This is a genomic window from Gordonia sp. KTR9, from assembly GCF_000143885.2.
Lineage (GTDB): Bacteria > Actinomycetota > Actinomycetes > Mycobacteriales > Mycobacteriaceae > Gordonia.
Genome location: NC_018583.1, coordinates 58,608 through 82,810 on the forward strand (window position 1 = coordinate 58,608; position 24,203 = coordinate 82,810).

Annotated in this window: 25 protein-coding genes and 2 pseudogenes; 15 read left to right on the plus strand and 12 right to left on the minus strand. The window is 63.3% G+C overall.

Features of this window, described 5'->3' with window-relative positions:
* Positions 1 to 117 precede the first annotated feature (117 nt).
* The 3 genes from KTR9_RS25850 to KTR9_RS25865 all read right to left on the minus strand — a co-directional run bounded on the left by KTR9_RS25850 (position 118) and on the right by KTR9_RS25865 (position 2,634).
* A complete protein-coding gene (locus tag KTR9_RS25850) occupies positions 118 to 843 on the minus strand; it encodes a hypothetical protein (RefSeq protein WP_148281342.1) in 726 nt (241 codons plus the stop codon).
* 418 nt (positions 844 to 1,261) lie between these two features.
* Complete coding sequence (locus KTR9_RS25860) at positions 1,262 to 1,603, minus strand: hypothetical protein (protein ID WP_044508731.1); 342 nt, start codon at positions 1,601 to 1,603, stop codon at positions 1,262 to 1,264.
* 38 nt (positions 1,604 to 1,641) lie between these two features.
* Positions 1,642 to 2,634 carry a hypothetical protein gene (locus KTR9_RS25865; RefSeq protein WP_014928915.1) on the minus strand — a complete coding sequence of 331 codons (993 nt, stop codon included), beginning with the start codon at positions 2,632 to 2,634 and terminating at the stop codon, positions 1,642 to 1,644.
* Positions 2,635 to 3,005: 371 nt separating this feature from the next.
* Here KTR9_RS25865 and KTR9_RS25875 point away from each other — a divergent pair, with 371 nt between their 5' ends.
* From KTR9_RS25875 to KTR9_RS25890, 4 genes are all read left to right on the plus strand, one after another.
* Positions 3,006 to 3,212 carry a helix-turn-helix transcriptional regulator gene (locus tag KTR9_RS25875; RefSeq protein ID WP_238554188.1) on the plus strand — a complete coding sequence of 69 codons (207 nt, stop codon included), beginning with the start codon at positions 3,006 to 3,008 and terminating at the stop codon, positions 3,210 to 3,212.
* A 98-nt stretch (positions 3,213 to 3,310) separates the two neighbouring features.
* Positions 3,311 to 3,631: a hypothetical protein gene (locus KTR9_RS25880; protein ID WP_014928918.1), complete on the plus strand. Its 321-nt coding sequence runs from the start codon at positions 3,311 to 3,313 to the stop codon at positions 3,629 to 3,631.
* Positions 3,628 to 4,059, plus strand: a complete 432-nt coding sequence (locus KTR9_RS25885) for a hypothetical protein (RefSeq protein WP_014928919.1) — start codon at positions 3,628 to 3,630, stop codon at positions 4,057 to 4,059. The genes KTR9_RS25880 and KTR9_RS25885 overlap by 4 nt, the downstream gene beginning before the upstream one ends.
* A gap of 177 nt (positions 4,060 to 4,236) precedes the next feature.
* Positions 4,237 to 4,578, plus strand: a complete 342-nt coding sequence (locus tag KTR9_RS25890; protein WP_044508740.1) for a hypothetical protein — start codon at positions 4,237 to 4,239, stop codon at positions 4,576 to 4,578.
* Between the two features lie 368 nt (positions 4,579 to 4,946).
* Here the strand turns inward: KTR9_RS25890 and KTR9_RS27510 are convergent, their stop codons facing one another.
* A complete protein-coding gene (locus KTR9_RS27510) occupies positions 4,947 to 5,282 on the minus strand; it encodes a hypothetical protein (RefSeq protein WP_148281343.1) in 336 nt (111 codons plus the stop codon).
* A 163-nt stretch (positions 5,283 to 5,445) separates the two neighbouring features.
* A pseudogene (locus KTR9_RS27515) lies at positions 5,446 to 5,661 on the minus strand (DNA cytosine methyltransferase); the annotation flags it as partial.
* Between KTR9_RS27515 and KTR9_RS25895 the strand changes: the two are divergent.
* Positions 5,635 to 5,907, plus strand: coding sequence for a helix-turn-helix domain-containing protein (locus KTR9_RS25895; protein WP_044508839.1), 273 nt, complete (start codon positions 5,635 to 5,637; stop codon positions 5,905 to 5,907). The pseudogene KTR9_RS27515 and the gene KTR9_RS25895 overlap by 27 nt on opposite strands.
* Before the next feature lie 220 nt (positions 5,908 to 6,127).
* On the opposite strand, the gene KTR9_RS28200 is transcribed toward KTR9_RS25895, so the two are convergent.
* From KTR9_RS28200 to KTR9_RS28320, 5 genes and pseudogenes are all read right to left on the minus strand, one after another.
* Positions 6,128 to 6,256: a hypothetical protein gene (locus tag KTR9_RS28200; RefSeq protein ID WP_274518074.1), complete on the minus strand. Its 129-nt coding sequence runs from the start codon at positions 6,254 to 6,256 to the stop codon at positions 6,128 to 6,130.
* Positions 6,257 to 6,265: 9 nt separating this feature from the next.
* A complete protein-coding gene (locus tag KTR9_RS25900; protein WP_014928924.1) occupies positions 6,266 to 7,825 on the minus strand; it encodes an ATP-dependent nuclease in 1,560 nt (519 codons plus the stop codon).
* 251 nt (positions 7,826 to 8,076) lie between these two features.
* Entirely contained in the window at positions 8,077 to 8,580 is a 504-nt protein-coding gene (locus KTR9_RS25905; protein ID WP_014928925.1) for a hypothetical protein, read from the minus strand.
* A gap of 40 nt (positions 8,581 to 8,620) precedes the next feature.
* On the minus strand, positions 8,621 to 9,007 hold the full coding sequence (locus KTR9_RS28090) for an LmrA/YxaF family transcription factor (RefSeq protein WP_443134926.1): 387 nt from the start codon (positions 9,005 to 9,007) through the stop codon (positions 8,621 to 8,623).
* A gap of 59 nt (positions 9,008 to 9,066) precedes the next feature.
* A pseudogene (locus KTR9_RS28320) lies at positions 9,067 to 9,738 on the minus strand (DUF4839 domain-containing protein); the annotation flags it as partial.
* A 64-nt stretch (positions 9,739 to 9,802) separates the two neighbouring features.
* On the opposite strand from KTR9_RS28320, the gene KTR9_RS25915 reads away from it, so the two are divergent.
* From KTR9_RS25915 to KTR9_RS25960, 10 genes are all read left to right on the plus strand, one after another.
* Positions 9,803 to 10,699: a PH domain-containing protein gene (locus tag KTR9_RS25915; RefSeq protein ID WP_158409770.1), complete on the plus strand. Its 897-nt coding sequence runs from the start codon at positions 9,803 to 9,805 to the stop codon at positions 10,697 to 10,699.
* Positions 10,700 to 10,900: 201 nt separating this feature from the next.
* Positions 10,901 to 12,217: an IS256 family transposase gene (locus KTR9_RS25920; RefSeq protein WP_014928678.1), complete on the plus strand. Its 1,317-nt coding sequence runs from the start codon at positions 10,901 to 10,903 to the stop codon at positions 12,215 to 12,217.
* A 314-nt stretch (positions 12,218 to 12,531) separates the two neighbouring features.
* Positions 12,532 to 13,203: an 8-oxoguanine DNA glycosylase OGG fold protein gene (locus KTR9_RS25925; RefSeq protein WP_014928929.1), complete on the plus strand. Its 672-nt coding sequence runs from the start codon at positions 12,532 to 12,534 to the stop codon at positions 13,201 to 13,203.
* A 171-nt stretch (positions 13,204 to 13,374) separates the two neighbouring features.
* Positions 13,375 to 13,581, plus strand: coding sequence for a hypothetical protein (locus tag KTR9_RS25930; protein WP_148281345.1), 207 nt, complete (start codon positions 13,375 to 13,377; stop codon positions 13,579 to 13,581).
* On the plus strand, positions 13,566 to 14,711 hold the full coding sequence (locus KTR9_RS25935) for a hypothetical protein (RefSeq protein ID WP_014928931.1): 1,146 nt from the start codon (positions 13,566 to 13,568) through the stop codon (positions 14,709 to 14,711). The genes KTR9_RS25930 and KTR9_RS25935 overlap by 16 nt, the downstream gene beginning before the upstream one ends.
* Positions 14,712 to 14,908: 197 nt before the next feature.
* Positions 14,909 to 17,734: a DNA methyltransferase gene (locus KTR9_RS25940; RefSeq protein WP_014928932.1), complete on the plus strand. Its 2,826-nt coding sequence runs from the start codon at positions 14,909 to 14,911 to the stop codon at positions 17,732 to 17,734.
* 335 nt (positions 17,735 to 18,069) lie between these two features.
* Positions 18,070 to 18,498, plus strand: coding sequence for a hypothetical protein (locus tag KTR9_RS25945; RefSeq protein WP_238554189.1), 429 nt, complete (start codon positions 18,070 to 18,072; stop codon positions 18,496 to 18,498).
* A gap of 209 nt (positions 18,499 to 18,707) precedes the next feature.
* Positions 18,708 to 18,977: a hypothetical protein gene (locus KTR9_RS25950; protein ID WP_148281346.1), complete on the plus strand. Its 270-nt coding sequence runs from the start codon at positions 18,708 to 18,710 to the stop codon at positions 18,975 to 18,977.
* A gap of 270 nt (positions 18,978 to 19,247) precedes the next feature.
* Entirely contained in the window at positions 19,248 to 19,868 is a 621-nt protein-coding gene (locus tag KTR9_RS27795) for a hypothetical protein (protein ID WP_014928936.1), read from the plus strand.
* Positions 19,865 to 21,847 (plus strand): pentapeptide repeat-containing protein, encoded by a 1,983-nt coding sequence (locus KTR9_RS25960; protein WP_014928937.1) that lies wholly within the window; start codon positions 19,865 to 19,867, stop codon positions 21,845 to 21,847. The genes KTR9_RS27795 and KTR9_RS25960 overlap by 4 nt, the downstream gene beginning before the upstream one ends.
* A 201-nt stretch (positions 21,848 to 22,048) precedes the next feature.
* On the opposite strand, the gene KTR9_RS25965 is transcribed toward KTR9_RS25960, so the two are convergent.
* Both KTR9_RS25965 and KTR9_RS25970 read right to left on the minus strand, forming a co-directional pair.
* Positions 22,049 to 23,164 carry a hypothetical protein gene (locus KTR9_RS25965; RefSeq protein ID WP_014928938.1) on the minus strand — a complete coding sequence of 372 codons (1,116 nt, stop codon included), beginning with the start codon at positions 23,162 to 23,164 and terminating at the stop codon, positions 22,049 to 22,051.
* 82 nt (positions 23,165 to 23,246) lie between these two features.
* Positions 23,247 to 23,612: a hypothetical protein gene (locus KTR9_RS25970; protein ID WP_044508754.1), complete on the minus strand. Its 366-nt coding sequence runs from the start codon at positions 23,610 to 23,612 to the stop codon at positions 23,247 to 23,249.
* Between the last annotated feature and the right edge of the window lie 591 nt (positions 23,613 to 24,203).

Sequence of the window (24,203 nt, forward strand, 5' to 3'; positions counted from 1 at the left end):
CGATGGCCACGATGCCGTCGAGGTCCACTACCGTCTGCTGGCCGGTGGGAGTGGTGGTCCCATGTTCGAGCCCGTGGACTGGGTGTTGCTGGGCGGGGTCGCGGTCGCCAGTATGGGTCACTGGGTGACTTTCTCGTCGAAGTGATGGTCGGGGCTGGATGGCGTGATGCCGCTGGGTAGTTGGGGGATGAGTCGTTGGTCGAGGGCGGGGAGTGCGGCGATGTCGGCCCAGGACACCGAGATGGTGTGGATGCGGTCCAGGCAGAGGGTGATGTCGCGTTTGACCGCGGCGAGGTCGGGGTCGTCGGCGCTGCTGTGGGTGAGTCGGGTGACGAGTTTGTTGAGGCGTTGCAGCGCCGCGCGTTCGGTGGGGCTGCGGTCGTCGAGACCGACGGCGGCGGCGTGGTCGATGGCGTCGTGCCAGGCTGCCCAGGCGCGGTCGGCGAGGTCAAGGGCGTGGTCGATGTCGCTGGCCGGGGAGTCTCCGTGCAGGGCTTCGACCGCCTCGGTGAGGTCGGCCATCGCGGTGTAGGCGACCGTGGTGGCGACGGTGCCGGTGGTGTCGTGGAGCAGGGGTTTGGTGAGGTACCAGGCTTCGGTGTCGAGTTTGTAGTGGCCCCACGCGGCGAGCAGGTCCTCGAGAGCGCGGGCGGCGGCGGCTCGTCGCCGGGCGAGGTCGTCGTCCCCGGCAACGGACGGCTGGTCGGGAGTGTGGTCGTCGCGACCGGCGAAGACGGCGTGGACGGCCTGTTCGACTATTCCCTGCCAGCCGCGAGCATCCTGACCGGAGTGGTGAAGGGGGTAGTAGCACCAGAAGGCGGCGATGGGGGTGAGAGCGGCCATGACCATTGCTACGACGCTGAACCCGTGCAGGGACGGCGGCAGCTCGAAGGCGAAGGCGCTGAGGAGGTATGCCGCCGGACCCGACAGTCCGAAGAAGCCATAAAAGGCGAGATCGCCGCCACGTCGAGCGGGGTGCTGTCCGCTGAGGCGGAACTCCTGTTCGAGGTCAGCCAGCTCCGCGACGCGGCCAGCTCGTCCACCCGCCTGCGTAGCTCGTTGTCAGCGATCACAGCGCCTCTGGGGTCCATCCACCGGTCGATCGCCTGCATGCCTTCCTTGACGCAGATGATCTGGACTGCGCGTGCCCTCAGCAGGGGGTCGGGGTGGGTACGGATGCGTTCGGCCACGTGCGCGACGAGGTCGGCGCGGTCGGTGTCGACGCGATTTGGCCTGCCGTTCACTAGATGCGGACCCTTCGTCAGGGAATGGATTCGATGTCGGGAGGGCCGGACGACCGCCGGCGGTCGTCCAGCGCGCGGCGTAGGTCGGCCCAGAACCCGAACAGGCCAAGGATCAAGACGTTGACGATAGTGGACACGATCGCCATGAGGGTGATCGAAGTTGCGTCGACGGCCTGGTATTGGCCGGAGGCGATGGTGAGGACTGCGCCGGTCACGAGCGTGACGGACGAGGCCGCCAGAGCCGTGGCAGCAAGCACACGCAGCCCTCGGGAGTGGTGGGGATGCGCTGAGCCAATCCTCGAGAGGACGAGGAGCCCGCCCAGGTGCAGGACGACGGCGACGTACAGGTAGGACCACACAGCGGGCCTCCTTCGTGGGTCGGTGTGCGTTCAGTGCGTCATTGTTGCAGCTGAGGCCGACAGGCCGGGGTGTCGAGTTGGCGCTGAACGGCTTCGGTGACCAGTGTCCGGACGGGCGGGATGCGGTGCGCGCCGGCGTCAGCGAGCATGGTGGTGATGCGGTCGAGCAGGGTGTCGCGGTAGCCGTCGGTGATGGTGGGGTCCAGGGCCTGGTCGAGCAGTTTGCGGGCGCGGGTGAGCTTTTCACGCTTGGCCGGTCGGATATTCAGCCCGGTCTCGCGGGCGTGGCGTGAGGCACTGCTCCATGCGTCGCGGGCCGCCAGGGCAGTGGCGACGGCACGCTCAGCCAGGTCTTTGTCCAGTGGCCGGGAGTCGTAGGCCGCGGCGTGGGCGGCGGTGTAGGCGTCGAGAAACGCCGCGGTGCGCGGGTCGTTGGTGTCGTCGAGGAGTGGGCGGGTGAACAACCGGTCTGCGAGGTCGGCGTGATAGGCGGCGTAGTCAGCGTCGATGGAGCCGAGGATGTCGGCCGCTTTGGCCCATTGAGCGCGCGTGCTCTTGACGAGAATGTCTCGGCGGGAACGTGCTTGGCTCACTTTGTGGTAGGCGAGAACCGCGACAGCGACGACGATGAGGCTGGCCGCGACGGCTCCGCCGATGATCCACAGCGTCGTGTAATCGGTGGACGCCTCGGGTGCCGACGGTGCCTGCTCGACCGGGGCCGGCGGCGTCGGCGCGGGGGGCGCATCGGTGGAGGTCGGTTGCCTGTCCTGATCCGGATCGGGGCCGACCAGAGTCAGAACGAGTCCGACGGAGGAGAGGATGACACCGCCGATCGCAAGTGGAGCGACGGTGTCGGTGACTTCGCCCGATTTCTTCGCGATGGCGGCTCGCAGGCCCGCCCCCAGCAGGATGACCACCCCGACGATCGAGGCCCCCCATCCGAGGTTGGACGCCAGCTGCATGAAGCGCTCAGGAGCTTCCAGCTTGAGGGGGGCGACGTCGGCCAGGACTTCCAACGTTGTGAACTGCATTGGCCTACCGTCCCTTTCGGTAATCGGCAGATGCCATGGGGGTAGTAGTGAACTCGACAAGCCGCTGCCGGAATCCGTCATCGAACGCCGACGTCGGCGGGTAGTGCGCAAGGATCGCCGCTGCGGCGCTCGCCCGGGCGGTCGGGGTGATGCGGCGGATGGTGTGGTCGGCGGCAAGATAGCCCGAGGCCTGTTCGACTAGAGTGGCGCATTGATGCATGTCACGGCCCTTTCCGTGGTGTGCGTCGGGTCCGTGGGTGTTCCAGCACCCGCGGACCACTCTTGTTTCTGCCCGAGTCGGCAGCGAAGGTTCACCACCAACATCAGCGGTGATGGTTTTAGTCTACATACGTGTGGGATATAGTCAACATGTGGAGAGACTTCAGGAGCTGGGCAAGCGTGTGCGCGACGCGCGGACCAGCTGCGGTCAGACGCAGGCCGAAGTAGCCAAAGCTGTTGGCGTGCACCGAACCCACCTGTCGGCGATCGAGGCCGGGCGCGAGAACATCACCATCGGAACGCTCTACCGGATAGCCGACCACTTCGGCATTGCCGCCTCGCGCCTACTGCCCGACTGATTCAGCGAGACTGTCGGACCTTCATGAAAAGGTAACTGCGAGTCGACGACCTGGAACAACGCCGCACAGCAGGCAACAAGCGACGTAGGAGGAACCTGATGTTCACCGGATTGACCAACACCGTCGTCAACCTCTTCACCCCTAGCGGCGAGTCGGGCGCCAATGCCATGGAGGCTGGCTATCCGATGGCAATGTTCCATGTAGCCGGTGGGCCCGTCACCGTCACCGCGAACGGACACAACGACCAGGACAGGCGCGTGCTCGATCAGTTTGATGTTCCGGGGAAGGGACGCGGACGGAAAAAGGCCGCACTCGCCGCGATCAATGCCCACGGCTACGAGCTCGCCGGCCCGCCGTTGCGGTTCGGGAACCCGGCGATGTACGTCGCACGCGTCTTGCGTGTCAGGCGGCCGCGTTGAATCAAGCGGTAACGGCCGGATTCGTCTGGCAGATGCTGCTCCTGGGCGGTCTCGTCTACTGGTCGAGATTCGGCGCGGCAGCGGTCATCGACGCAGCGACACAGCCCGTTCGGGCGGTGCGCTGGCAGCCGCACCCTGAACTCGGACCTACTCCGCCGCCCGCCCGGTTCAAGTGGGTCATCGGATTCGTCGGCGTGGCCCTTCTGCCTGTCGGCGTGCTCGTCGCCGCCTTCTGCGCGGTCTGGCGGATCATCGCCAGTTCGTGGCCGCCAGGCGTCCTCGTCGGGGCAGGTTGGACAATAGCCATTCTCGGTTGGCTGACACTACTGATGGTCGGCGAAATGTCGATCGCCAAAGAACTCGGACCAGGCCGCACAATTCGCGCAGCTCTGCACCGTCAGCACCACCGAAACCTCCTCGGTTCGTGACCATGAACGGTGCGCAGTGATGAGTAACTTTCTCAACCCGTTACCCGTCGCTGTCGGCTGGGACCCGCAACGTAACGACATTGAGAGTTCTTGACGCTCGGCACGCGGCGAGTTCAGTCAGACCCAAGAATTCACCGTAGACCTCGCGCTAATCGCCAACAGAAGGGCATAGCACCCATGGAGTTGACAGCGACCATCCTCCTCTTTGCCGGGCTCGCCACGATCGTCACCGCCGAGGTACTTCACTATCGGCTGAATCACTTTCAACCTCGACACGAGAGCGCCGCGACCGCTGTCGCCCGTGCGCGGCAAATCCAACGGGTCGCGATGACCTTCGCCGCGGCCACAGTCGTATGCGGTGCCACCACAGCCGCCCTCAACAACGGACACACCACGACATGGGTCTACGGCGCCGTCATGCTTGTTGCGGGAGCGGCCGAGTGCTTCCTCATTGCGCGAGTTCGCATTCCCGACGTCGAGCACCTTCGCGCCCTCGGCTTCGACAGGGAGTACGACTAGCTTCGCACTGACGTTTCGACCGCCCGATTACCCGTAGATAGGGGCGCCGAAGAGTGCCGTTTGCACGACGACATCTCCGAAGAGCCCGCCAGCAATCCTCCTCGACGAGGCCGCCGCCTCGGCGCCCAACCGAGACAGGCTGCGGGCCATCGTAAGGAATTAGCACGCCGATGGAGACCTGCGCCCACCGGCCTCGGCTAGTTGTACTGCCCCGGGACGTGGTGGAACGACGTCAACTCTCGCATCGCACAGCCGCCACCCGCTCGCCTTCGGCGCGGCGCAACGACGGACCCGAACCCATTTTCACGCGACTTGATCCGACGGACGTGTCGGTCGGCGACCACCGCTTCAGCTGTGGCCGAGGACGATCACCAGGTACCGGAGCGAACACTGATGGTACTGGAATTGCTCCGCTTGTAGTACTTTTCAGCCCAGTATCCATTGGCGCTCGGGTTACGACCCTTTTGTGCGTTGAGCGCGGCGACGAGCCCGTCGCAGCCCCAGTAACCCAGCCCAGTAGACAAGCACGCCGCCTGGGCGCCTCTCTGGTTCAACTCGGCACGGCCCACCTTGACCCACGTGTGCGCCACGGTGCCGCTGTCTGGGGTGATGCCACCCTGAGCGGCGTGAGCGGCCCCGCCGCCGGCAAACGTCAGTCCGAAAGCGAAGGCAACCGCCCCTGCACCTGCAATGAGTCGTTTCACGAGACACTCCTCCGTACCAAATGGTTTCTCGTGCAGATGATGCCGGAACAATCGGGCTGCGTCTGTACCCCGTTCGGACGTAGTACCGCGCTCTAGCACCTATGAAGACCGCCGGCCTCCAACCCGACCCCGCCACCGTCGACTCGGTTCACGTGCTCTGACCGCGCAGCCACCACCGATAGGTCGAGCCGTCGCCGACCTTGCGTCGGCCGGGGACCGCTGGACCCCAGGACTGCAACTCGGTGGTGCATTCGACCAGGATCAGCAGGGGATGGTGTTGGTCGGCGTAGTGCAGCACGCAGTTGGCCGTTGCGCGGTCCCGCTCGGAACGTGTGGCGCGTTCTTCGAACTCATGGTCGTCGAGGTCGAACAACAGGAGGAGCCGTCCTGGCCGTCGACATCGACGAACCCAGCGTTGCTACGCGCTCTCGGAGAAACGATCACGACCCGCCGCGAGGAACTGGGCCTCAGTCAGCGCGCCCTGGGTCTCGAGGCCGGCGTCGAGCGCAACATGCTGCGCGGCGTGGAAGACAGATCGCGGCGGGCAACCATCATCACCCTGGCCCGCATCGCCGAAGCCCTGAAAGTTCCTCTCTCGCAGATACTCCACCAGATCGGGCATTAGCATCCACGACCAGCAATGAAGACCCACACCGACGCTGGTCGCTGTCGCGCGCGTAGCCAGGACGGAGGGGAGGGGCTGCACATTCGGGGGAGTTCACCGCCCTCCCCTCCTATCCTGTGAGGAACGATCTTCGGTTGGGTGTGGCAACTCAGAAGAACGTCCAGGCACACTAGCAAATCGACTCTTTGCTCTAATCGCCGCCGCGCGCACTTGGGATTGTTCACTGGATGCGCTCGATGTCGGGTGGGCCGGTGGGTCGCCGACGGTTGCTCAGGGCGCGTCGTAGGTCGGCCCAGAATCCGAACAGGCCGAGGATGAGCACGTTGAGGATCGCGTAGAACGCGCTCACCGCGGCGGACTACTCCGCCTTGCGTGTAAATAGCTCACGGCAGGGGTCCCAGACTGCGGCGACCTTCTCGGGAAACGTGTTGGCCCACGTGCTGAGGAACGCGCGCTGGACCAGCGACTCGGAGAGGAAGTCAAGGTCTTCGCCGATCTGGGCGAAGATGATGTGGACGTCGCGGTTCGTGCGCCGCCGCTCATCGATGGAGCCACGCACCCTCGATTGCATTGGAGTGTCGAGCTGTAACGCGATAGTCAGCTTGCCGAGTAGGTTGCCAACGACGTCGAGGTTGTCATGGATGTCCTCGAACACTGCAGCCTCAGGGTGCCCATCACCGGGGCCGTAGGTGATGTCCGCGCGGCCATCCTCCGGAGCATCATCCGGGTCTGCCGAGTCCGTGATCTGTCGGCTGGCGTAGCCGCCCTCGTCCCGCTTGTCTCCATCGAGGAGGGCGATCGCTCGGAAGCGTCGCAACGGGTTCTCATTGTGGAAGCGAGTGTGATCTCTTGCGGGTGCGGCACCGCCCAGACTGTGGATCTCGATGCCCGCGAGTTCATAGTTGTTCGCCTGGCAATACGCCCGGAGTGTCACCTCCGCGAACATCGCAGCGAAGGCATCCTCAGTAAAAACGGCCAGCTGTGCTTCCACCTGGCCGGTTAGTGTGCGGAGTGCAGCGACGTCTAACTTGCCCTGAGTGACCCTACCGCGGTAGGCGGACCAGACAGCTTCTGTCGGTAGCGGAGCGAGAGCGTCGTTCGAGTGAGTGGTGAAGATGACCTGGCAGGACTTCCGGCGAGCAACATCAATCAGGTACTCGACGAGGCGGCGGGTGGCGACGGGATGGAGACCATTCTCAATCTCTTCAATCAGGAGCAGTGAGTCGTCGGGGGCCTCCTCGACGCGGGCAACGATGCGGATGATGCTCGCCTCTCCTGCACCGAAATGGAACTCGCTGTAGCTGTCTTCGGCGTCGGTGGCTCCGCGCACGGCGTAGATCGAGTTCTTACCTTCAGCGTCCGCGTCAACTTGGAGATAGTTCGCGGCCGCCTTGCCGAGAATGTTCTCCACCGCGTTGACCACATCCTGCGGGAAGGTGACCTCGCGTGCGCCCTCGAAGTCGCCCTTGATGAAGCGATACGTGTCCTTCCGCTCACTCGCAGGGAGTGTACGACCGATCCCCGAGATCACGACTACACGGTTAACGGCATCGCGGTTCCACTTGGCCTGCAGGTAGCTCGCGGTTCGGTTAATAGAAGGCGAGCCGGGGCGGGTCTTGTCGATAAGTTCGTACTCGATCTTCCAACCACGCATCGACCCGTCGTAGGTGCCACTCTTGGCAAAGAACCTGCGAGGTGGAACGGAGTCGTAGATGAGTCCAGCTGCGCCGAGGATGGTGGTTTTTCCCGCTCCATTGGGCCCGATAAGCGCGGTGACGGGAAAGTCGAATCGGACCTCGACGTCGGTGAACCCACGCAGCTTCACCACACGCATACCCGTCAGGTACTTCGTATAGTTCCGCTTGCGCACGCGCTCTGACAGGTGGCGGATCGTGCTGTCGCGAATCTCTGACCTCAACTCATCTCCCTCAGCCCGCCGATGACCATACCGTGAGCAGCTCCACATGTACGTGCATCAACCGGTGCTGAGGACAGCGAACGACCAGCTGCCGACAGGTGCACTAGGACGCGAAAATCTCTCATCTACTCTCCCTGATTCCTGCACACTTTCGTCACTGGTGACGAAATATATTGCGGCACAGAGGGATTCGCCGATGATGTTGTCTTATGACGTTCGTCCAGGTGAGCCATCGCGCTGCTGCCCGGCCATCAGAGGTAGCGCGGTGGATTGACCGTTGGGTCGTCATCAGAAGGGGAGTGATCGTTCGCCTCACCTACGCCAATTGCGAGCTGAGGGTACTTTTGTAGCGCCGCGGCGAGGTCGGCGCCCTGCCGCAGCCCCTCTGTCATCTGTTCCCAATCGAGGCGTGCTGCATGGACGGCGTGAAAGATCGAGTGGCTGAGCCAGTTGCTGTCGCCGCGACCGCGGACCGCGAACTCGACGTCGTACAGACTCTGTCCAGGTTGTCGTCGCCGACGTGAGGCCGAGTGTTGTTCGTCGTGCTGCCCGTTGGCTGCCGACGTGAGTTCGATGCGGCCCGTCTGGCAGCGGCCGACGGAACCGACGATGGGAGCGATCACGTCGTGCAGTGCGGCAGCGAAGCGTTCGGCTTCATCGCGGGTTGCAAAGATCTGGTAACTGAACTCGATCACCATCCACTCGTCGAACGGCTCGTAGTCATCTTCTGGGACCACCCAGTCGTCATCGGTCATGCTTCCGAGAATCGCACGGCATCATACGTATACCCGGCAGCTACGTTGCCAGTGCGCTTTTGAAAAGGCTCTGGCACTCGTCGATGACGTCGTCGAGGGGTTGCAGGCTCTGTTGTGCGCGGGCGAGGACGATGGCGCCTTCGATGGAGGCCACGGTGAGGGTGGCGAGGCGTTCGGCTCGTTGTTGTCCGATTTCTGCGGAAGTGAGTGCGGTGCAGAGTGTTTGGTGCCAGTGGCCCAGGATCGCCGCGGCTTCCTGTTGGGAGTCTTCGTCGGCATCGGAGGTGACCACTGACACCACCGGGCAGCCTGCCTGGAACGAAGAGTCGGTGAGGATCTGCGCCAGAACTCGCGAAAGTCTGCGAGCGCCTGCAGCGGGCCAACGTCGGCAGCTTTGTCGATCGTCTTGCTGATTGCGGTGCCTGATTGCTGGAGTGCTTGGTGGAGGAGCTCACGTCGTCCGCCGGGGAAGTGGTTGTAGTCGCCCGCGTTGATGAGGATGTCGTATCGGGTCTTCGAGGCCCCGTGCGGTGCCATCTCGCCGACGTTGCCGCGAAACCTGATCGTTTGACCACGGTGCGCCTTAGCGAACGCTGCGATGGCGGGTGAGCAGTAGTCGGACGATGCGAGGGCGGCCGCAAACTCGGGGCTGTTCTTCGACGTAAGCACGATGCCATCGGCGTTCGACGACTGGGACGGTGCCCTATCCGTGGCTTCAGGGGAGAGTTGCAGGCTTGGTGTTGCTGGCTTTTCCCCCGTGGGATTCGCGGATTCTGCTGGAGCAGTGTTCTTCTCGCTGACGACCCCAACGGCGACGATGATCGCCAACACGACCACCGACACGGCCCGCCGATCATCCACAGGAGCCGGCGCGACTTGGGTTGGGGGCGTCGGAAGGTGATTTCCGCCTGTACCTTGCCAGGCGACTGAGACACGAATTCCCAACCATCGGCTTCCCACTTCTTGATCGACTCCATGCCCCGGACTGCACGGACCGTCTTCGTCTCGTACGTGACTTCGCCGTCCGACGTCATACCCGCAACCCCTTAAGTTCCGCCCGGTAAGGCGACCGGCCGCGCTGAGCTTACCCACGGACACCGGGTCCGCTATGTGCCGGTCGTTCGGAATCTTTCGGCCGCGCGGGTGTCCGTCCGGCACTGCGCGACAGCTGAAGCTGCGGCGTCTGGAAGCTCATCCGTTAGAGTTACGTATGGTCAGCGCAGTGAATCGAACCGACCAGTTCGAAGGTCCTTACGAAGTCGTTTTTCACGCTGTCGTAACGGCTCTTACTGCGGCCGGCTTCACTTTGGAGGGTAACTCCAACCCCGTCACCGCGTCCGCCCCACGCGCCATCCGCAAGAACCGCTGGGCCGCGACACTGACAGCAGGAATCCGACCCGCGGATGACCTAAATTGCACACTCGTCGACTGGACAATCGACACTAACGGCCGCCAGCATCACCTCGTCCTCGACGAGATAGTGGCCAAAATGGGCGTCCCGGCATCGACTACAGACGAGAAAACGGTCGTATCAGAAACAGATCCGCCGCAGTCGGCCGACCCGCCCAAATCGGGTCGAACGCTGCGTCCGGACGTTCAAGCCTCCCTTGCTCGCGCGAGCGTCAGCGGGAGCGACCGAATTCTGGGAAAAGCCGCCCACCGACTCGACGCTCTCCTCCATCCAGACGAACGAGTACTCATTCTCCTTCACGGCAGCTACGAGCTGAAGGTGGGCTTGCTCTGCCTCACTACAGAGCGCCTGATGTACGTCGGCGACTACCTCGGACCGCGAACGGAGATCTTCCCATTCGACGCGATTGAATCCGTCGGCTTTCGTCGGGGACTCATCACTTCCGACATAACGATCAACATGACGTCACACGTCTCGCTGTTCAGCGAGCCACGCCCGGCACAACTCGTTGAGGAACTGGTCGCTCAGACCACCGCCGCTCGAGAACGCGCTACCCGAAAGCACTCGCAGACATCACCACGGACTGATACCAGTCTTCGGACCGACGTCTCATCTGCGCTCCGACAACTCGCTGACCTCCACAACGAGGGCTTGCTGTCGGACCACGAGTACAACCGCAAGAAGGCTGAGGTGCTCGACCGCCTGTAGACAGTGTCCCAGCCACGTTACGGACCCAGGACGACAGTCCCGATCATTCCGAGTTGTGAGTCAGTTGGGTCCCATCGTTCGTTCAGACGACGGGTGATGCCACCGATCTCAAAGTACCGATCCCGAGGCGAGGGGACTGTCGTGAGAACGGTGTAAGTGGCCTTACCGCCCTCGGTGTGTCGGGGGCAGGAAGGTCGCATCATGACCGACACTCTGGTGGCTGTGGAGCCATCTGATGAACACGATGACGGGATCGTCGAGGTGCCTGCGGACCGCAGCGTCGATGAACTCGAGGTAGCCCGCGAGCTGGTCCGCCAGGCCCGGGAGGCCGGGGTCCGCCTGACCGGTCCGGATGGGTTGCTCAAAGCGATGACCAAAACGGTGCTCGAGACGGCGCTCGATGAAGAGATGTCTGAGCATCTCGGTTACGACAAGCACGACCAGCGTGGTCGCGGGAGTGGCAACTCGCGCAACGGGTCTCGGTCGAAGACCGTGCTGACTGATGCGTGTGGGCAGGTCGAGATCGATGTCCCGCGGGATCGGGCGGGCACCTTCGAGCCGCAGATCGTGAAGAAGCGCCAACGCCGCTTGACTGATGTGGATGAGGTGGTGTTGTCGCTGTATGCCCGTGGGCTCACCACCGGTGAAATCAGCGCCCATTTCGCCGACATCTACGGTGCTGCGGTCTCCAAAGACACGATCAGCCGGATCACCGACCGGGTGCTCGAAGAGATGGCCACCTGGCATGCCCGTCCGCTCGAACGCGTCTACGCCGCGGTGTTCATCGACGCCATCCATGTCAAAATCCGCGATGGGCAGGTAGGGCCCCGGCCGATCTACGCCGCGATCGGGGTGGATCTGGCCGGGCATCGTGACGTGCTCGGGATGTGGGCAGGTGAAGGCGATGGTGAGTCGGCAAAGTACTGGCTGGCGGTGCTTACCGAGCTGAAGAACCGGGGTGTAGCCGACATCTTCTTCCTCGTCTGCGACGGGCTAAAAGGCCTGCCGCAATCGGTCGGGGCGGTCTTTCCCGACACGGTGGTGCAGACGTGTGTCATCCATCTGATCCGGGGCACATTCCGCTATGCCGGCCGCCAGCACCGCGATGCTATCGCCAAGGCGATCAAACCGATCTACACCGCCCCCACCGCTGCAGCCGCGGCCGAGGCGCTGGATGCGTTCGACGCCGAGTGGGGGCACCGGTACCCGGCAGCTATCCGGTTGTGGCGCAACGCATGGCAAGAATTCATACCGTTCCTCGACTACGACATCGAGGTCCGTAAGGTGATCTGCTCGACGAATGCGATCGAGTCACTCAACGCCCGCTACCGGCGCGCAGTGCGGGCTCGTGGGCATTTCCCGAACGAGCAGTCGGCGCTAAAGTGCCTGTACCTGGTGACCCGGTCGCTCGATCCGACCGGCACCGGACAGAAACGATGGACAATGCGGTGGAAACCAGCACTCAACGCATTCGCCATCACCTTCGCCGACCGCATGCCGGCCAGCGAAGACAACTAACCGAAAACGCCACTTACACCGTTAGTCTGATACTCCCCGAGGGGGTATCGGGGGTTTGCCTGGTGTCCGTCGAGTAAGGAGCCGCCTGGCGGCCGGTGGTGCTTACCGTGAGGGTGTCCGCTCCTGTTTGGCTGTTTAGCGCGGACATCGGGCGTGTCGTGAACGGCACGCCGCGGTGGCGGGGCTCGCGGCCGGGGGAGGACGCAGCCCCGCCACCGTCTCGGCGTTACTTTCCGAGCAGACGCGTCACGTCACTCGCCACGGGTCGCCGCACAGTAGCGTTGTCGCCGGTATTCTGCCGGTAGCGTGAAGGAATGTCGATCCGATTGACTACCTTGTTTCCCGACGGTTCGGTTCCCGATCGCGAATGGGTACTGGGCCAATCGATTCGATTCGATCCGGCTGCGGTTCGCGCACGCTTGCCGGATGCTGCGATGTGGCCTGACGAGCTCGACAGTGTGTCGGCGGGCAGTGGGCGCTATCGACTGGTTTCGCGCCGCGATGTCTTTGAGGTCGCAGCCCGAGCGGTGCAGGACGGGTCGCCGATCGCAGCGGCGCAACTGCACGTGGCGTGTGTGGTGTGGGGTACAAGTCCGGGCCTGACGATGGTGCGGGCGCTGCGTCCCCTCAGCCAGCCCAACGCCGCAGACAAGCTCGCCAAGGCGCTGGCCGTGGTGCGGTCTGAGGGGCCGGTTAGTGCTTACAGAGCCCTCAGCGGACGCAACCGGTTGAAGATCACCGGACTGGCGGCAGGTTTCTTCACCAAATTCCTCTACTTCGGCGGGTACGACGCGAATGCGTTGATGGGCCGCCCGCTGATCTATGACAGCAGGGTGGTCGACAGTCTGCGTCGAGTGACCACAGACACGTGGGAGATCGACGGCCCGGCTGACATGTACGGCCGCTACCTTGATCTGGCCGCGGACTGGGCCCACGACTTCAACACCGCCCCCGATGTCATCGAGCGAGCACTGTTCGGCCGCTGACGGTCCCGTCCCTCGACGTAGGGTCTAGGTCCCGAAGCAACCGACGATCACTGGACCGGTGAGCTGGCATCGGCACTGAACGCATCCTTGCCGAAGCCATGGCCGTTCGCTACGTTCGGGAAAAGGGATCGACACCACCAGGTGCGGTTTGTTGGGGAAGGATCGATCCTCGTGGCCGATCATGACGTGCGGTTCAGCGGGAACTGGGTGCTCGTCGCGGGCATCGACTTCGAATTCGATGTCGCGATCGACGGCAAAACCCTTGGCATCCTCTACGTTTCCGAGGGCAATCTGCAGTGGCGACCGAAACACGGACAGAAGCGCTCGGCGCCCATTCCGATCTCGTGGAAGGAATTCGCCGAATGGGCCGAATCGTAGCCCGCAAAAGAACTCCCCGGACCGGCGGCACCGGCAACACCGACGGCGGACGAGTACAGTTGAGCCTGCTACAGCCGTGGCGGCAAGCCGTAAATAGCTTCTTTCCTGGCGATGACGACGACCCCGACATCGACGATCTCGTCTGGCGGACACCGTCAACGTATGCTGCCGGCGACATCATGGTGTACGTGGTCGACGCCCCCAGCCCAGCGATCGTCAAGATCGACACCCTGTCCCGCGGCTCGGAGGACGATGGCCTCAACGCCGAACCTGCCTCGGAGTGGGGCCCCTTCGACCAGGGGTTGTCGCTGCGGGCGATCGAGAAACGGTTAGGCGACACCCTGCCGAAGGCGCCGGTGACGATCACCGACGACACCCTGGGCCAGCAGTTTCTCGCCGCGATCGACGCTGAAGAGGCCCACCCCACGCCGTGGCGCGAAATCGACGACTCCTGGTGTCGCTGGCATCCAGCCGACGACCCGCCCGGAGCACCATTCGGGCCGGCCGACTGTGTCGGCTGCGGTCGACAGTTCACCGAAGATCTGCCTGCCCAATCCCACCAACGCAACGTCGGCGACGACGAGGACCCCGCGTTTGCCGACGGCTCCCCGGTGGCGGTGTGTTCCGATTGTCACGACCAGTTGCACCAACCCCTGCCGGTCAGCCTCGCTGATCTCATCTGCGCGCGGCGGCCGTTGTGTCCATCGTGTTCTGCCCAACGCACCCTCGAAGTGATCTGGGGAATGCCTGGTGGCCCTCCGGGGCCAGGTGTCGCTCTCGCCGGCTGTGTCATCACCGGACCCACCCTGGAATACCGGTGCGCCGCATGCGGCTATGAATGGTCTGACGATGACACTGCCTATCCCGTCGCGCACGGCGCCGGCGGCGGGGACCGCGTTCGAGCCCGCCTCAGCGACTACCCACCTGGCGACTTCCCGCCGTCGCGACGTCAACAACCGGGCCGCCTCGTCGTCGGGCGCTACCATCCCCACCATGTCGATGGGGCATGGGAATCGGGCACCCGGCACCTGATCATCGGCGAGGACCGCAAACACTACATCGTCGACCCCACCACCCTGCGATGGGCCGACCCCACCACAGACGGCGATCTCAGTCCGTCACTCGACTAGCACCCCAGGGCACGTTCCGTCAACACCGCGCAGGTCATCTGCGTTGCGGTCGCCAATCGCAGGGGTAGCCCCGTCCGCGGTGCGACCAGCCAGCACGCAAAGGGTTCGGCCACGCCGCACCACGTGTGAGGGTTGCCGGATGTGATGATGAGCGGATATAACGCGGTCCGACGGGTGTCGGGGGAGGAGCTGGGCGGTTGTCAGCAACGGGTGTAGACCGCGGAGAGGTGCTCCGCCGGCTTCGCGATTTCGCGACTCACTGGTCAGGCACGGTTGCCGAATGGACAAGCACAGCAGCACCTCACACTGAGAAGAGCTATGCCCAGTCGTTCTGGTCTGATCTGCTCGGCTGCTTCGGAATCAACGCCTCTCGACGTGATCTGTTCGAGCGTGACGCGGTGCGCGCTACGACCGGCCGCGGCGGCTACATCGACGTCTTCCAATCCGGAGTGTTCATCGGCGAAGCGAAATCGGTGGGTGCTGACCTGGTGAAGGCACACGACCAGGCATTGGACTATCTGGCCGGCGGTTCGATCGGCCAACACGAATTCCCTAAGTATGTACTGGTCACTGACTTTGCCCGGATTCGCATCGACCGCCTCGGTGACGAGTCATGGTCGGTCGAGTTCCCGGTTGGGCAGAGCCCGGAGCATCTCGACGAACTGCTGTTTCTCGCCGGTCATGAAACAGTCACTCGCGCCGAGGAACAGGACGCCTCCATCCACGCCGCGCGACTCATGGCTGGTCTTTATGCCGCCATGGTCGGTGACGATGCCGACGCCCCGGTCGCCGACGGGGCCGCGCACAATCCCGACGAGGAGGACGCCGCGGTCCAGCACGCCTCGATGTTCCTGACCCGAATTCTGTTTCTGCTCTATGGCGACGATGCCGGCCTGTGGGAGGCAGACCTGTTCTACCGGTGGGTCGATCAGACCACCACCGCCGACACCCTCGGCGGTCAACTCGTCACCCTATTCCAGGTCCTCAACACCCCCGCCGAGCGGCGCCCACGTACGCTACCCGACCTGATCGCCCGTTTCCCTTTCGTCAACGGTGCACTGTTCCTCGACACCATGCCAGCGGACTTCTTCACCCACGACATGCGTGAAGCTCTGCTGGCTGCCTGCCGCTTCCGGTGGACCCGCATCAGCCCGGCGATCTTCGGGGCGATGTTCCAGCTGGTCAAGTCCCGGGAGGCGCGGCGCACCGCGGGCGAGCACTACACCACCGAAGACAACATCCTCAAAACCATTGGGCCCCTGTTCCTTGATACCTACCGGGCCCGCGCTGACCGCCTGATCGCGAACAAGTCCACCAGCGCCGCCCAACTCGCCGCCTTCCAGGACGAACTGGCATCGAACATCTACGTCGATCCCGCCTGCGGCTCCGGCAATTTCCTCAACGTCGCCTACGCCAAGCTGCGCGAAATCGAAACCGACATCATCGTCGAACGTCGCCGCCGACTCGGCGAGACCGGAATGTCGCTCGATGCCACCCTCGAACAGAAGCTGACCATCGACCGCTTCCATGGATTCGAAATCAATTGGTGGCCAGCGAAAATCGCCGAGACCGCGATGTTCCTCGTCGACCACCAGGCCAACCGCAACCTCGCCGAAGCGATCGGGCAAGCCCCCGAACGCCTACCCATCACCATCACCGCGCATATCACCCACGCAGACGCCCTCGACCTCGACTGGAAAGCGCAACTGCCGGCCGTAGCGGGCCAGACGTTCGTCTTCGGCAACCCACCGTTCCTCGGCCACGCCACCCGCACCGACGACCAAGCCGAACAGCTACGTCGCGCGTGGGGCACCCGCGACATCAGCCGGCTCGACTACGTGACAGCCTGGCACGCCAAGACACTCGACCTCCTCGCGCAGCGACCCGGAGCGTTCGCGTTCGTCACCACCAACTCAATCGTGCAAGGCGACCAGGTGCCACGGCTGTTCGGACCGATCACCGCCAACGGTTGGCGTATCGCATTCGCCCACCGCACCTTCGCCTGGGACTCCCAAGCGCCCGGCAAAGCCGCAGTCCACTGCGTCATCGTCGGTTTCACCAAGGACCTGACAGTCAAACAGCGACTGTTCACCTATCCATCACCGAAAGCCGACCCAGATCCGGTGCAGGTCACCACCGACATCAACGCCTACCTCGTCGACGCACCGGCGGTGCTGATCACCAAACGCAATCGACCACTCTCACCCGAAATCGTGCCCGCAGTCTTCGGCAACATGGCCCGCGACGAGGGAAACCTCATCGTCGAAAATGACGACTACCCCTCCGTCATCGCCGATCCAGTCGCTGCACAGTACGTGCGACCGTTCATCGGTTCGCGGGAGCTGCTCCACAATCTGCCGCGCTGGTGCCTATGGCTCGTGGACATGGACCCCGCCGACGTCAAACGCAGCCCCATCCTCAAAGAACGCCTGGAAAAGGTCGCCCTCATGCGATCCCGAAGCAAAGCCGCCAGCACGCGCGCCATGGCATCGACCCCCCACCTGTTCGGCCAACGCTCCCACCGCGACGTACCCCACCTGTGCCTGCCGAAAGTGTGCAGCGAGACACGCCCGTACTACATCGCCGCGGCGATCGGCCCGACCACCATCGCCAGCGATCTCACGTTCACCATCGAAGACACCGACGGCCTACAATTCGCTCTCGTATCGTCAGCGATGTTCATCGCCTGGCAGAAGGCCATCGGCGGCCGCCTGGAATCACGAGTCCGATTCGCAAACACGCTGACGTGGAACACCTTTCCCGTCCCGGCACTGACATCAGCGACTCGCGCAAAGATCATTGCCGCCGGACGCGGAGTTCTCGCCGCCCGCGCACTGCACCCCAACCGCAGCCTCGCCGAGGCATACAACCCCCTCGCCATGGACCCAGAACTCCTCAAGGCACACCACCGGCTCGACAAAGAAGTCGACACAGCCCTCGGTGCAAGCCGACGACTCAACAACGAGCGGCAACGGCTGGAACTGCTCTTCGAGCTCTACCGCAACCTCTCCGCCGACGCCTAACCGGACCCTCGCCTGGGACGCCACCGGTCGACCAAGCATCCCCCGGGAAGCAATCTGAGCCGTCCAAAACTGTTGTAGCACAACGATCGACCCGGAACATTCCCGTTACAGAGAGCTACCCGCGCATTAGATGGCTGGAACGAATGGTTAACATCGTGTAATCTGAGGTAGTCGCCCAACCGGGTGGCGAAGATAGCCCCTCCTGGAGCAACGTGCCTGGAAGCTGTGCGCTCCTGGAGGGGCCTCAACCGAGAGGAAATATCTCGATGTCTGACAGTCTAACGCTTGACGTGGGCGATCTGACCCCTGAGCAAGTCGCCGACATTCTGAGGTTTGTGGCATCGCTGCGGGAAGCGGAGATCGACGAACGCGAGGTCGATGACGGCTCGTGGCGAGACGCGGTGTCGACCGGGTGGACTCTCGACCACGTGACGTTGCTGCGTGAACACCTCGAGGAACGGGGCAAAGATGTGCAGCTCGCGGCGTTCGATCTGGCTATCAAGCACGGTGGATTCGTGTCGAGAGCGTCGGTGTATCGGCTGGGTGGTTACGACGACTCGCGGCGACTCAACAACTGGACCGCGCCGTTCGTGGTGGCCGCGGACTGGCTCGAAGACGAGCACGGGCTGCCGCACGACACCGACTATCCGGTGTCGACGTTCTACGACCCTGGCGTGAAGGGATTCCAACGAGCTCTCGGGTTCGAGGTGCTACCGGAGATCGTGAAGCTGGTGCGCGAGGACCAGGAAGGTTCGTCGAACTGAACCTGACCGGTGGGTGCCGCGGGTAGTCGCGGCACCCACCGGGCTTGTCGTCTGCCATGAGCATGGGACCACTGTGAGCTAATTTTGCCAGGTGATGGGACCACCTGGATTGCCAGTTATGGGACCACCGGCGCGCCTTGTCGGTGGTCTCGTCGTTTGCTCGTTCGATCGTCTGTGACAGCTCAATCGAGGTCGCGGAGGTCGACGGCATGGCTTTTCGGGAGATCAGTGTGAACGAGATCAGAGAAGTATTGCGACTGTGGCTCGGGACGGCCTCTCTCGCAGTTATGGTGTCCCTCAAGCAGGCCCGCTTGCGCACCATCACTAACACGATCGCCGCGCTGGTGGTCCTCGTTGCGCTGATCCCGGTGTCGGGACTAGCGCTGCCGCTCGGCGTTGCGCTGTCCGGTGGGTTTGGGGTCGCTGCTGCGCTGTACTCGACGACACGAACCAATTACCCTTCGGCTGCGCCGGCCTGACCGTCGGGCGTTGCCGTTACTCGTGGGCGACGAGGCACTTGATCAGCCCAGACAGGTGCAGTGTGGCGCTGGTTGCGCGTCGACCCATCAGTTCCTCGGGCGGCGAGTAACGGCTGCGGAAATCCCCCATTGCCGCGCGGTTTCGTCACTGGTGACGAATCATGTTCTTGCCCAACATGATTCGCCGATAATTTACCTTATGTCAGGTTATCCTGTCGTTGGCAGAATCTACGTCTGGTTATCCTGACATGGTGGATCTACCCTGTCTGCATGGGTTGGATGCATGAGAGCGACACGCACGTACACGAGGCGGCATTGGTCGCGATATTCGCGGACGGGACTCAGAGCTGCGGGTCGACCATGGTCGACGGCGTGGACTACGAGCTCGTCGAGGTCGGCCGGCATCAGGCCGCCGATGTAGCTGCGCGTGCGTCACTGCCGGTGCGGAATCGTATGGCCGCGCTGGGCAGTGACATCGCCCTGCGACCATCGGCGGAGATTGCCGGTTGGGTGTTGAGCTGCGATTGCGCCAGCCTATCCAGTTCCGAGGTGTCGACCTGGACCGATCCGGACCAGTGGACACGGGTGCCCTCAGCGTCGCTCGAGGACCTCACTGGCCACCGCGTATTCGCCCCCGACACCGACCTCGACGTCAACGCGCGGCCTGAGGTCGCAGAGGCCGCGCGAGAAGTGTGGCGGCGTAAGCATCTCGAACCGATCGACGTTGACGACGAGATCCGGGCCGCCGCAGATGCCCGCAGGAACGCTAACGCACAGCTCGACGCCGCCGTAGCCAGGGCCCGCCGACTGGGTCGCTCTTGGGCAGACATCGGCGCGGCGGTCGGCATGACCCGACAATCAGCAAACGAGCGATGGAGGGATCGCACGTGACCGCCGCTGCGCCGGCAACCGATGCCGAACGTCAACTCATAGATGCGGTATCAGTCGGCGGCGGCACTGTTGACCTCCGCACTCGGAAGGAGCGATCTAGACGAGAGCTCCCCTCTCCCGACGACGGTGCAGCATGGGGAGACGACCGCACAGTACGAGCCGAATTCCTCCAGCACCTTCTGCTCACGTTGGGCACGCCGGTAAATTTGTACGGCGCCCGCATCGCCGGCGACCTCGACCTCCGCGGCGCCTCGCTACCACCAATCAACCTCTCTCGGTGCATAGTTGACGGTCCGTCCCGGTTCAACGGCGCGACCTTTCCAGTCGACGTCTGGTTCGAAGGCACGACCTTCCTCAGCTACGCTGCATTCAACAGCGCGACCTTCACCGGCAACGCCGGGTTCTACAACGCAACCTTCACCGGCGACGCCGGATTCAGCAGCGCGACCTTCACCGACGACGTCTCGTTCAGCGGCGCAACCTTCACCGGCCACGCCTGGTTCGACGGCGCGACCTTCATCAACCACGCCGGATTCGCGGGCGCGACCTTCACAAGCGCCGCTTCATTCGAAAGCGCAACCTTCACCGGCAACGTCGCCAGGTTCGACCGCGCGACCTTTACCGGCGGAGCTGGGTTCGGAGGCACGACTTTCACCGGCGACGCCGGGTTCATCAAGGCGATCTTCACGAGCGACGCCAAGTTCACCGAGGCGACCTTTACCGGCGGAGCCCATTTCACCGACGCAGTGTTCGTTCAGGGGGCGGATATGTCCCGCTGTAGTTTTCGGCGTCTTGAGTTGATACGGACGGTCTGGTCGGGATCTTTAGTCACGGTTGGTCTTGTCGCTGGCCGTGCCGATTTGAGCGAGGCTGTGTTCGATGTGCCTGCTCGGGTCGAGCTGGTCGCGGCTCACGTGTTCGGGTCCCGTCTACAGGCGAACCACCGGTTCCATCTGATTCTCGCTGCTGGACGACTGGACCTCACCGACGCGGACTTGGCCGCGGGGTCGTTGATTGAATCAATGGAGCTGCCCACAACCGTCGACAGATTCGTGTCGGTACCGCCACTGTTCGAGGAGAACGGTCGTTTGGCGAAGCGATCTTCAGTGATGCCTCTCAATGAGTTCCTGGAAATCACGCTGGAGCGGTACCGTCTCGCAGCGGACTTGACTGATCTGTTTGCCGACCGCGAGTTGGCCGCGGTGGTGTCGTTGAAGCGGGCACACGTGGCCGGGGTCAGACTGTCCGGGATGGATCTCACGCAGTGCGTCTTTCAATGGGCGGATGGGCTTGATGGCCTGTTGATCTCCGATACCTGTGTGCTGCAGGAGTCCACCGACGCTGACCCCGGGTGGAGGTTCCCCCGTCTTCGTCGCCTGCGAGCTACCCGTCGGGTGATCTACGACGAGGTGGTTGAACGCCGCCGAGCTCGTGGCGTCCAGCTCGATCCGGCGATTCCCGACGAGGCCAACCCGCGCGCCACAGAGGTGCCGATCCCGACGGAGGCATCGGTGGCGATGACCTATCGGAGTCTTCGCAAGGCACTCGAGGACAGTAAGGATGAGCCGGGGGCGGCGGATTTTTACTACGGGGAGATGGAGATGCGGCGGAGCTCCGCCCGCCTCATCGACCGTTTCCTGCTGACGCTGTATTGGTTAACATCGGGGTACGGTTTGCGGGCGTGGCGGGCGTTGACGTCGCTGGCCGTGGTAATTGCTGTAGCGGGCTGGTGTTTCACCAACAGCGACTGGGTGCGCATCTCACCTACCGGACCGGGGTCACCTGTGCTCTCCCCCACCAGTGATGCATGGCCGTGGCTGTTCGCTGGGCAGGAGACCATCGCACTGTTTCGGCCGGCCGGAACCATCGGGGTCACCCTTGTCGGGTTCGGCGCAGTCGTCGACATTGCGGTCCGCGTCCTCGGACCAGTCCTGCTAGCCCTTGCGGTCCTGGCAATCCGCAACCGCACCAAACGCTGATCCTGTCGCCGGGGCGGGCGGACCGACGCTGGAAAGGCCATGCGTGACTCTTATGTCATCTCGAACCAGAATTGCTAGTTCTCCCAGTCGATTTGAAGCTCCGACCATCTACCTCATGTCAAGAAGTATCTGATGCCCCTCACCGGGACGTCGTCAGCAGTCACATCCCGGATGTGACCAAGGCTGATAGATGCCGGGGGCTCAAAAGGGCACGCTCTCGTCCTCGCCGTCGGCGTCCTCAGGATGCTCGTGTCGCCACTCGCAGTCTTCCGCGAAGACCTCCTCCGTCGCGTCCGCGAGCTCCCCCAGAAACTCTTGCCGGTCCTCGTACTCCAGTTTGGGGTCGCGAAGTGATCGCAACAGATCAGGAACCTGCGGGTGCGAACAGAATTGGGTCCAGCGATCGGCGGCCTCATCGATGCGTCCGGGGATCGACTTTGTGAACTGCCTGACCATCTGGGGTGTCGAATCCTCATTGAGGGTCAGTCTGTACGCAAGCTCGGTGTTGACCTCGGTGAATTTTCGTTCGTCGTCGGGAGTAGCGGCAACGGCAGGACGCACGTACTGGGTGCCGGTGTAGATCAGATGGAAGCCCAGCTGGGCGGACATCTTTCCGAGGTTGTGATGCGACCGGCGGCATACGAAGACGGGCATGATCCGCAGTTGGGGATGAGAGAGGCGCAGCCGAGCACTCTTGTCGAGAAGCTGGTACGGCTCGTCGGAGTTCGGGTAGATCCACTGCCTGAGGTTCTTCGCTTCGATCGTCGTGAGTATCGCCGGCGCGGGAAGACCGTCCGCGCCGATCCCGGTATAGAACGCTGCGTTGTCGAGTGGTCCACCTGCCACAGGCTTGCCTGCGATCTTACGAACTTCGCCGCCTCCGTCGGGCCTCAGCATGTGATATCCGTAGGGCGCAGCCTCGCGGAGCGAGGCGTGAATTACCCGTTCTAGCGCGGCCGGGATCGGCGGGGCACCCCACTCGGTGTTCTCTTTACTCCATCCCAGAAACCGGGTATGGAGTAGTCGTTTTCGGCCGGCGGCGCGTTGGGCCGCCTTCGTAGGTGATGACAGTGTGAACACCGGCACCACACCGCCGCCCCTGGTCCGTTCACGGGTCTCTTCGATGACGTCTGCGTCGAGCAATCGCTTACGGGCGCTAGTCAAGTGATGAGGGTTGATCGGATAGCGCTGACCTGGATATTTGACGTCGGCGATCTTCGCTTCCATACCCCGCTGAGTTGCCGCACCATCCGACTCAAGCAACGCGACGATGGCCTCCGCCGCCCATTGCCGCCACTGTTCGACAGAGGCGACCACAGAGACTCCTATATATGGGCGCGCGGTTCAGGTGAAATGCCCGCGCTAACGGAAACGGACGTCTTAGCTGCGTCTTCGCTGGTCAGTAGGTATACGGCGTTGGGCGTGGAGGCAGACGCCACCGGCCTGCGGCCTGAGCCTCTGCCTGCAGACGCTCGAGCTCAACGATGTCGCTCGCCTTCTGATCTGGTTTGGAGGCCAGGTACGCGACCATGTCGTCGTTCGCCTCTTCGCACAGCTCTTTTAGCCGGCCCTCGACGTACTCCACGGTGCCCTCGACAGCGCGGGCGAAGTTTGCTCCAAGGAACTCAATATCCTCCGCCGCTTCACAACGCCGCCAGAAGAACGCAGCCCAGGTGTTGGAGGGCTCGCGGTTGAAGTGTGGCTCGATCTCACGTTCCGCTGAGAACTGCGGACTGATCTGGACGTCGAAGTCCAGGATGGACATACGAGGAAACTCGTCGGGTGTAGGCATCGTTGTACCGCCTCCTAGGAAGTCGCCCGATTCAGCGCACGACGACTGTGGCGAACGGACTGATCAAGATGGAGCCCGGCGTCGGTCGAGGTGACCGACGCCGAGCTGATGCGGAACTCCTTTCCCAGAGCTGACCGAACGAACGAGTTACTTGCGCTTCTCGTTCACGGTCGTGCGCGGGTGTCGCTTCGCGTGCGCCTTCGAGACGAACCGTCCCGTGATCGCGCTGCGACTGTTCGTGCCCTTACCCTTGCCCTTAGCCACGGCGACGCACCTTCTTCACAGTGGTGGTCGTCGTGACCCGGACACGGACAGGACCGACCCGCTTTACCTGGGTCTTCTTGGTGGTGGCCATTGGCCATCACCTCCCTACTGCTGCGTCCACGAAGGTCCAGCGACACGGCCCTCGCCCTCTGTGGCGAGGCTGCCGAGTGGGTGTAGTGTTGTAGCCACAGTTGCCAGACTGATAACAACACGAGCACCCGATCGACGGACAATCCCCGGAGGTCGGGGCTTCGTCATGTCTTGCAGCACCTCCGACACTACACCTAGTGGCTGACATTT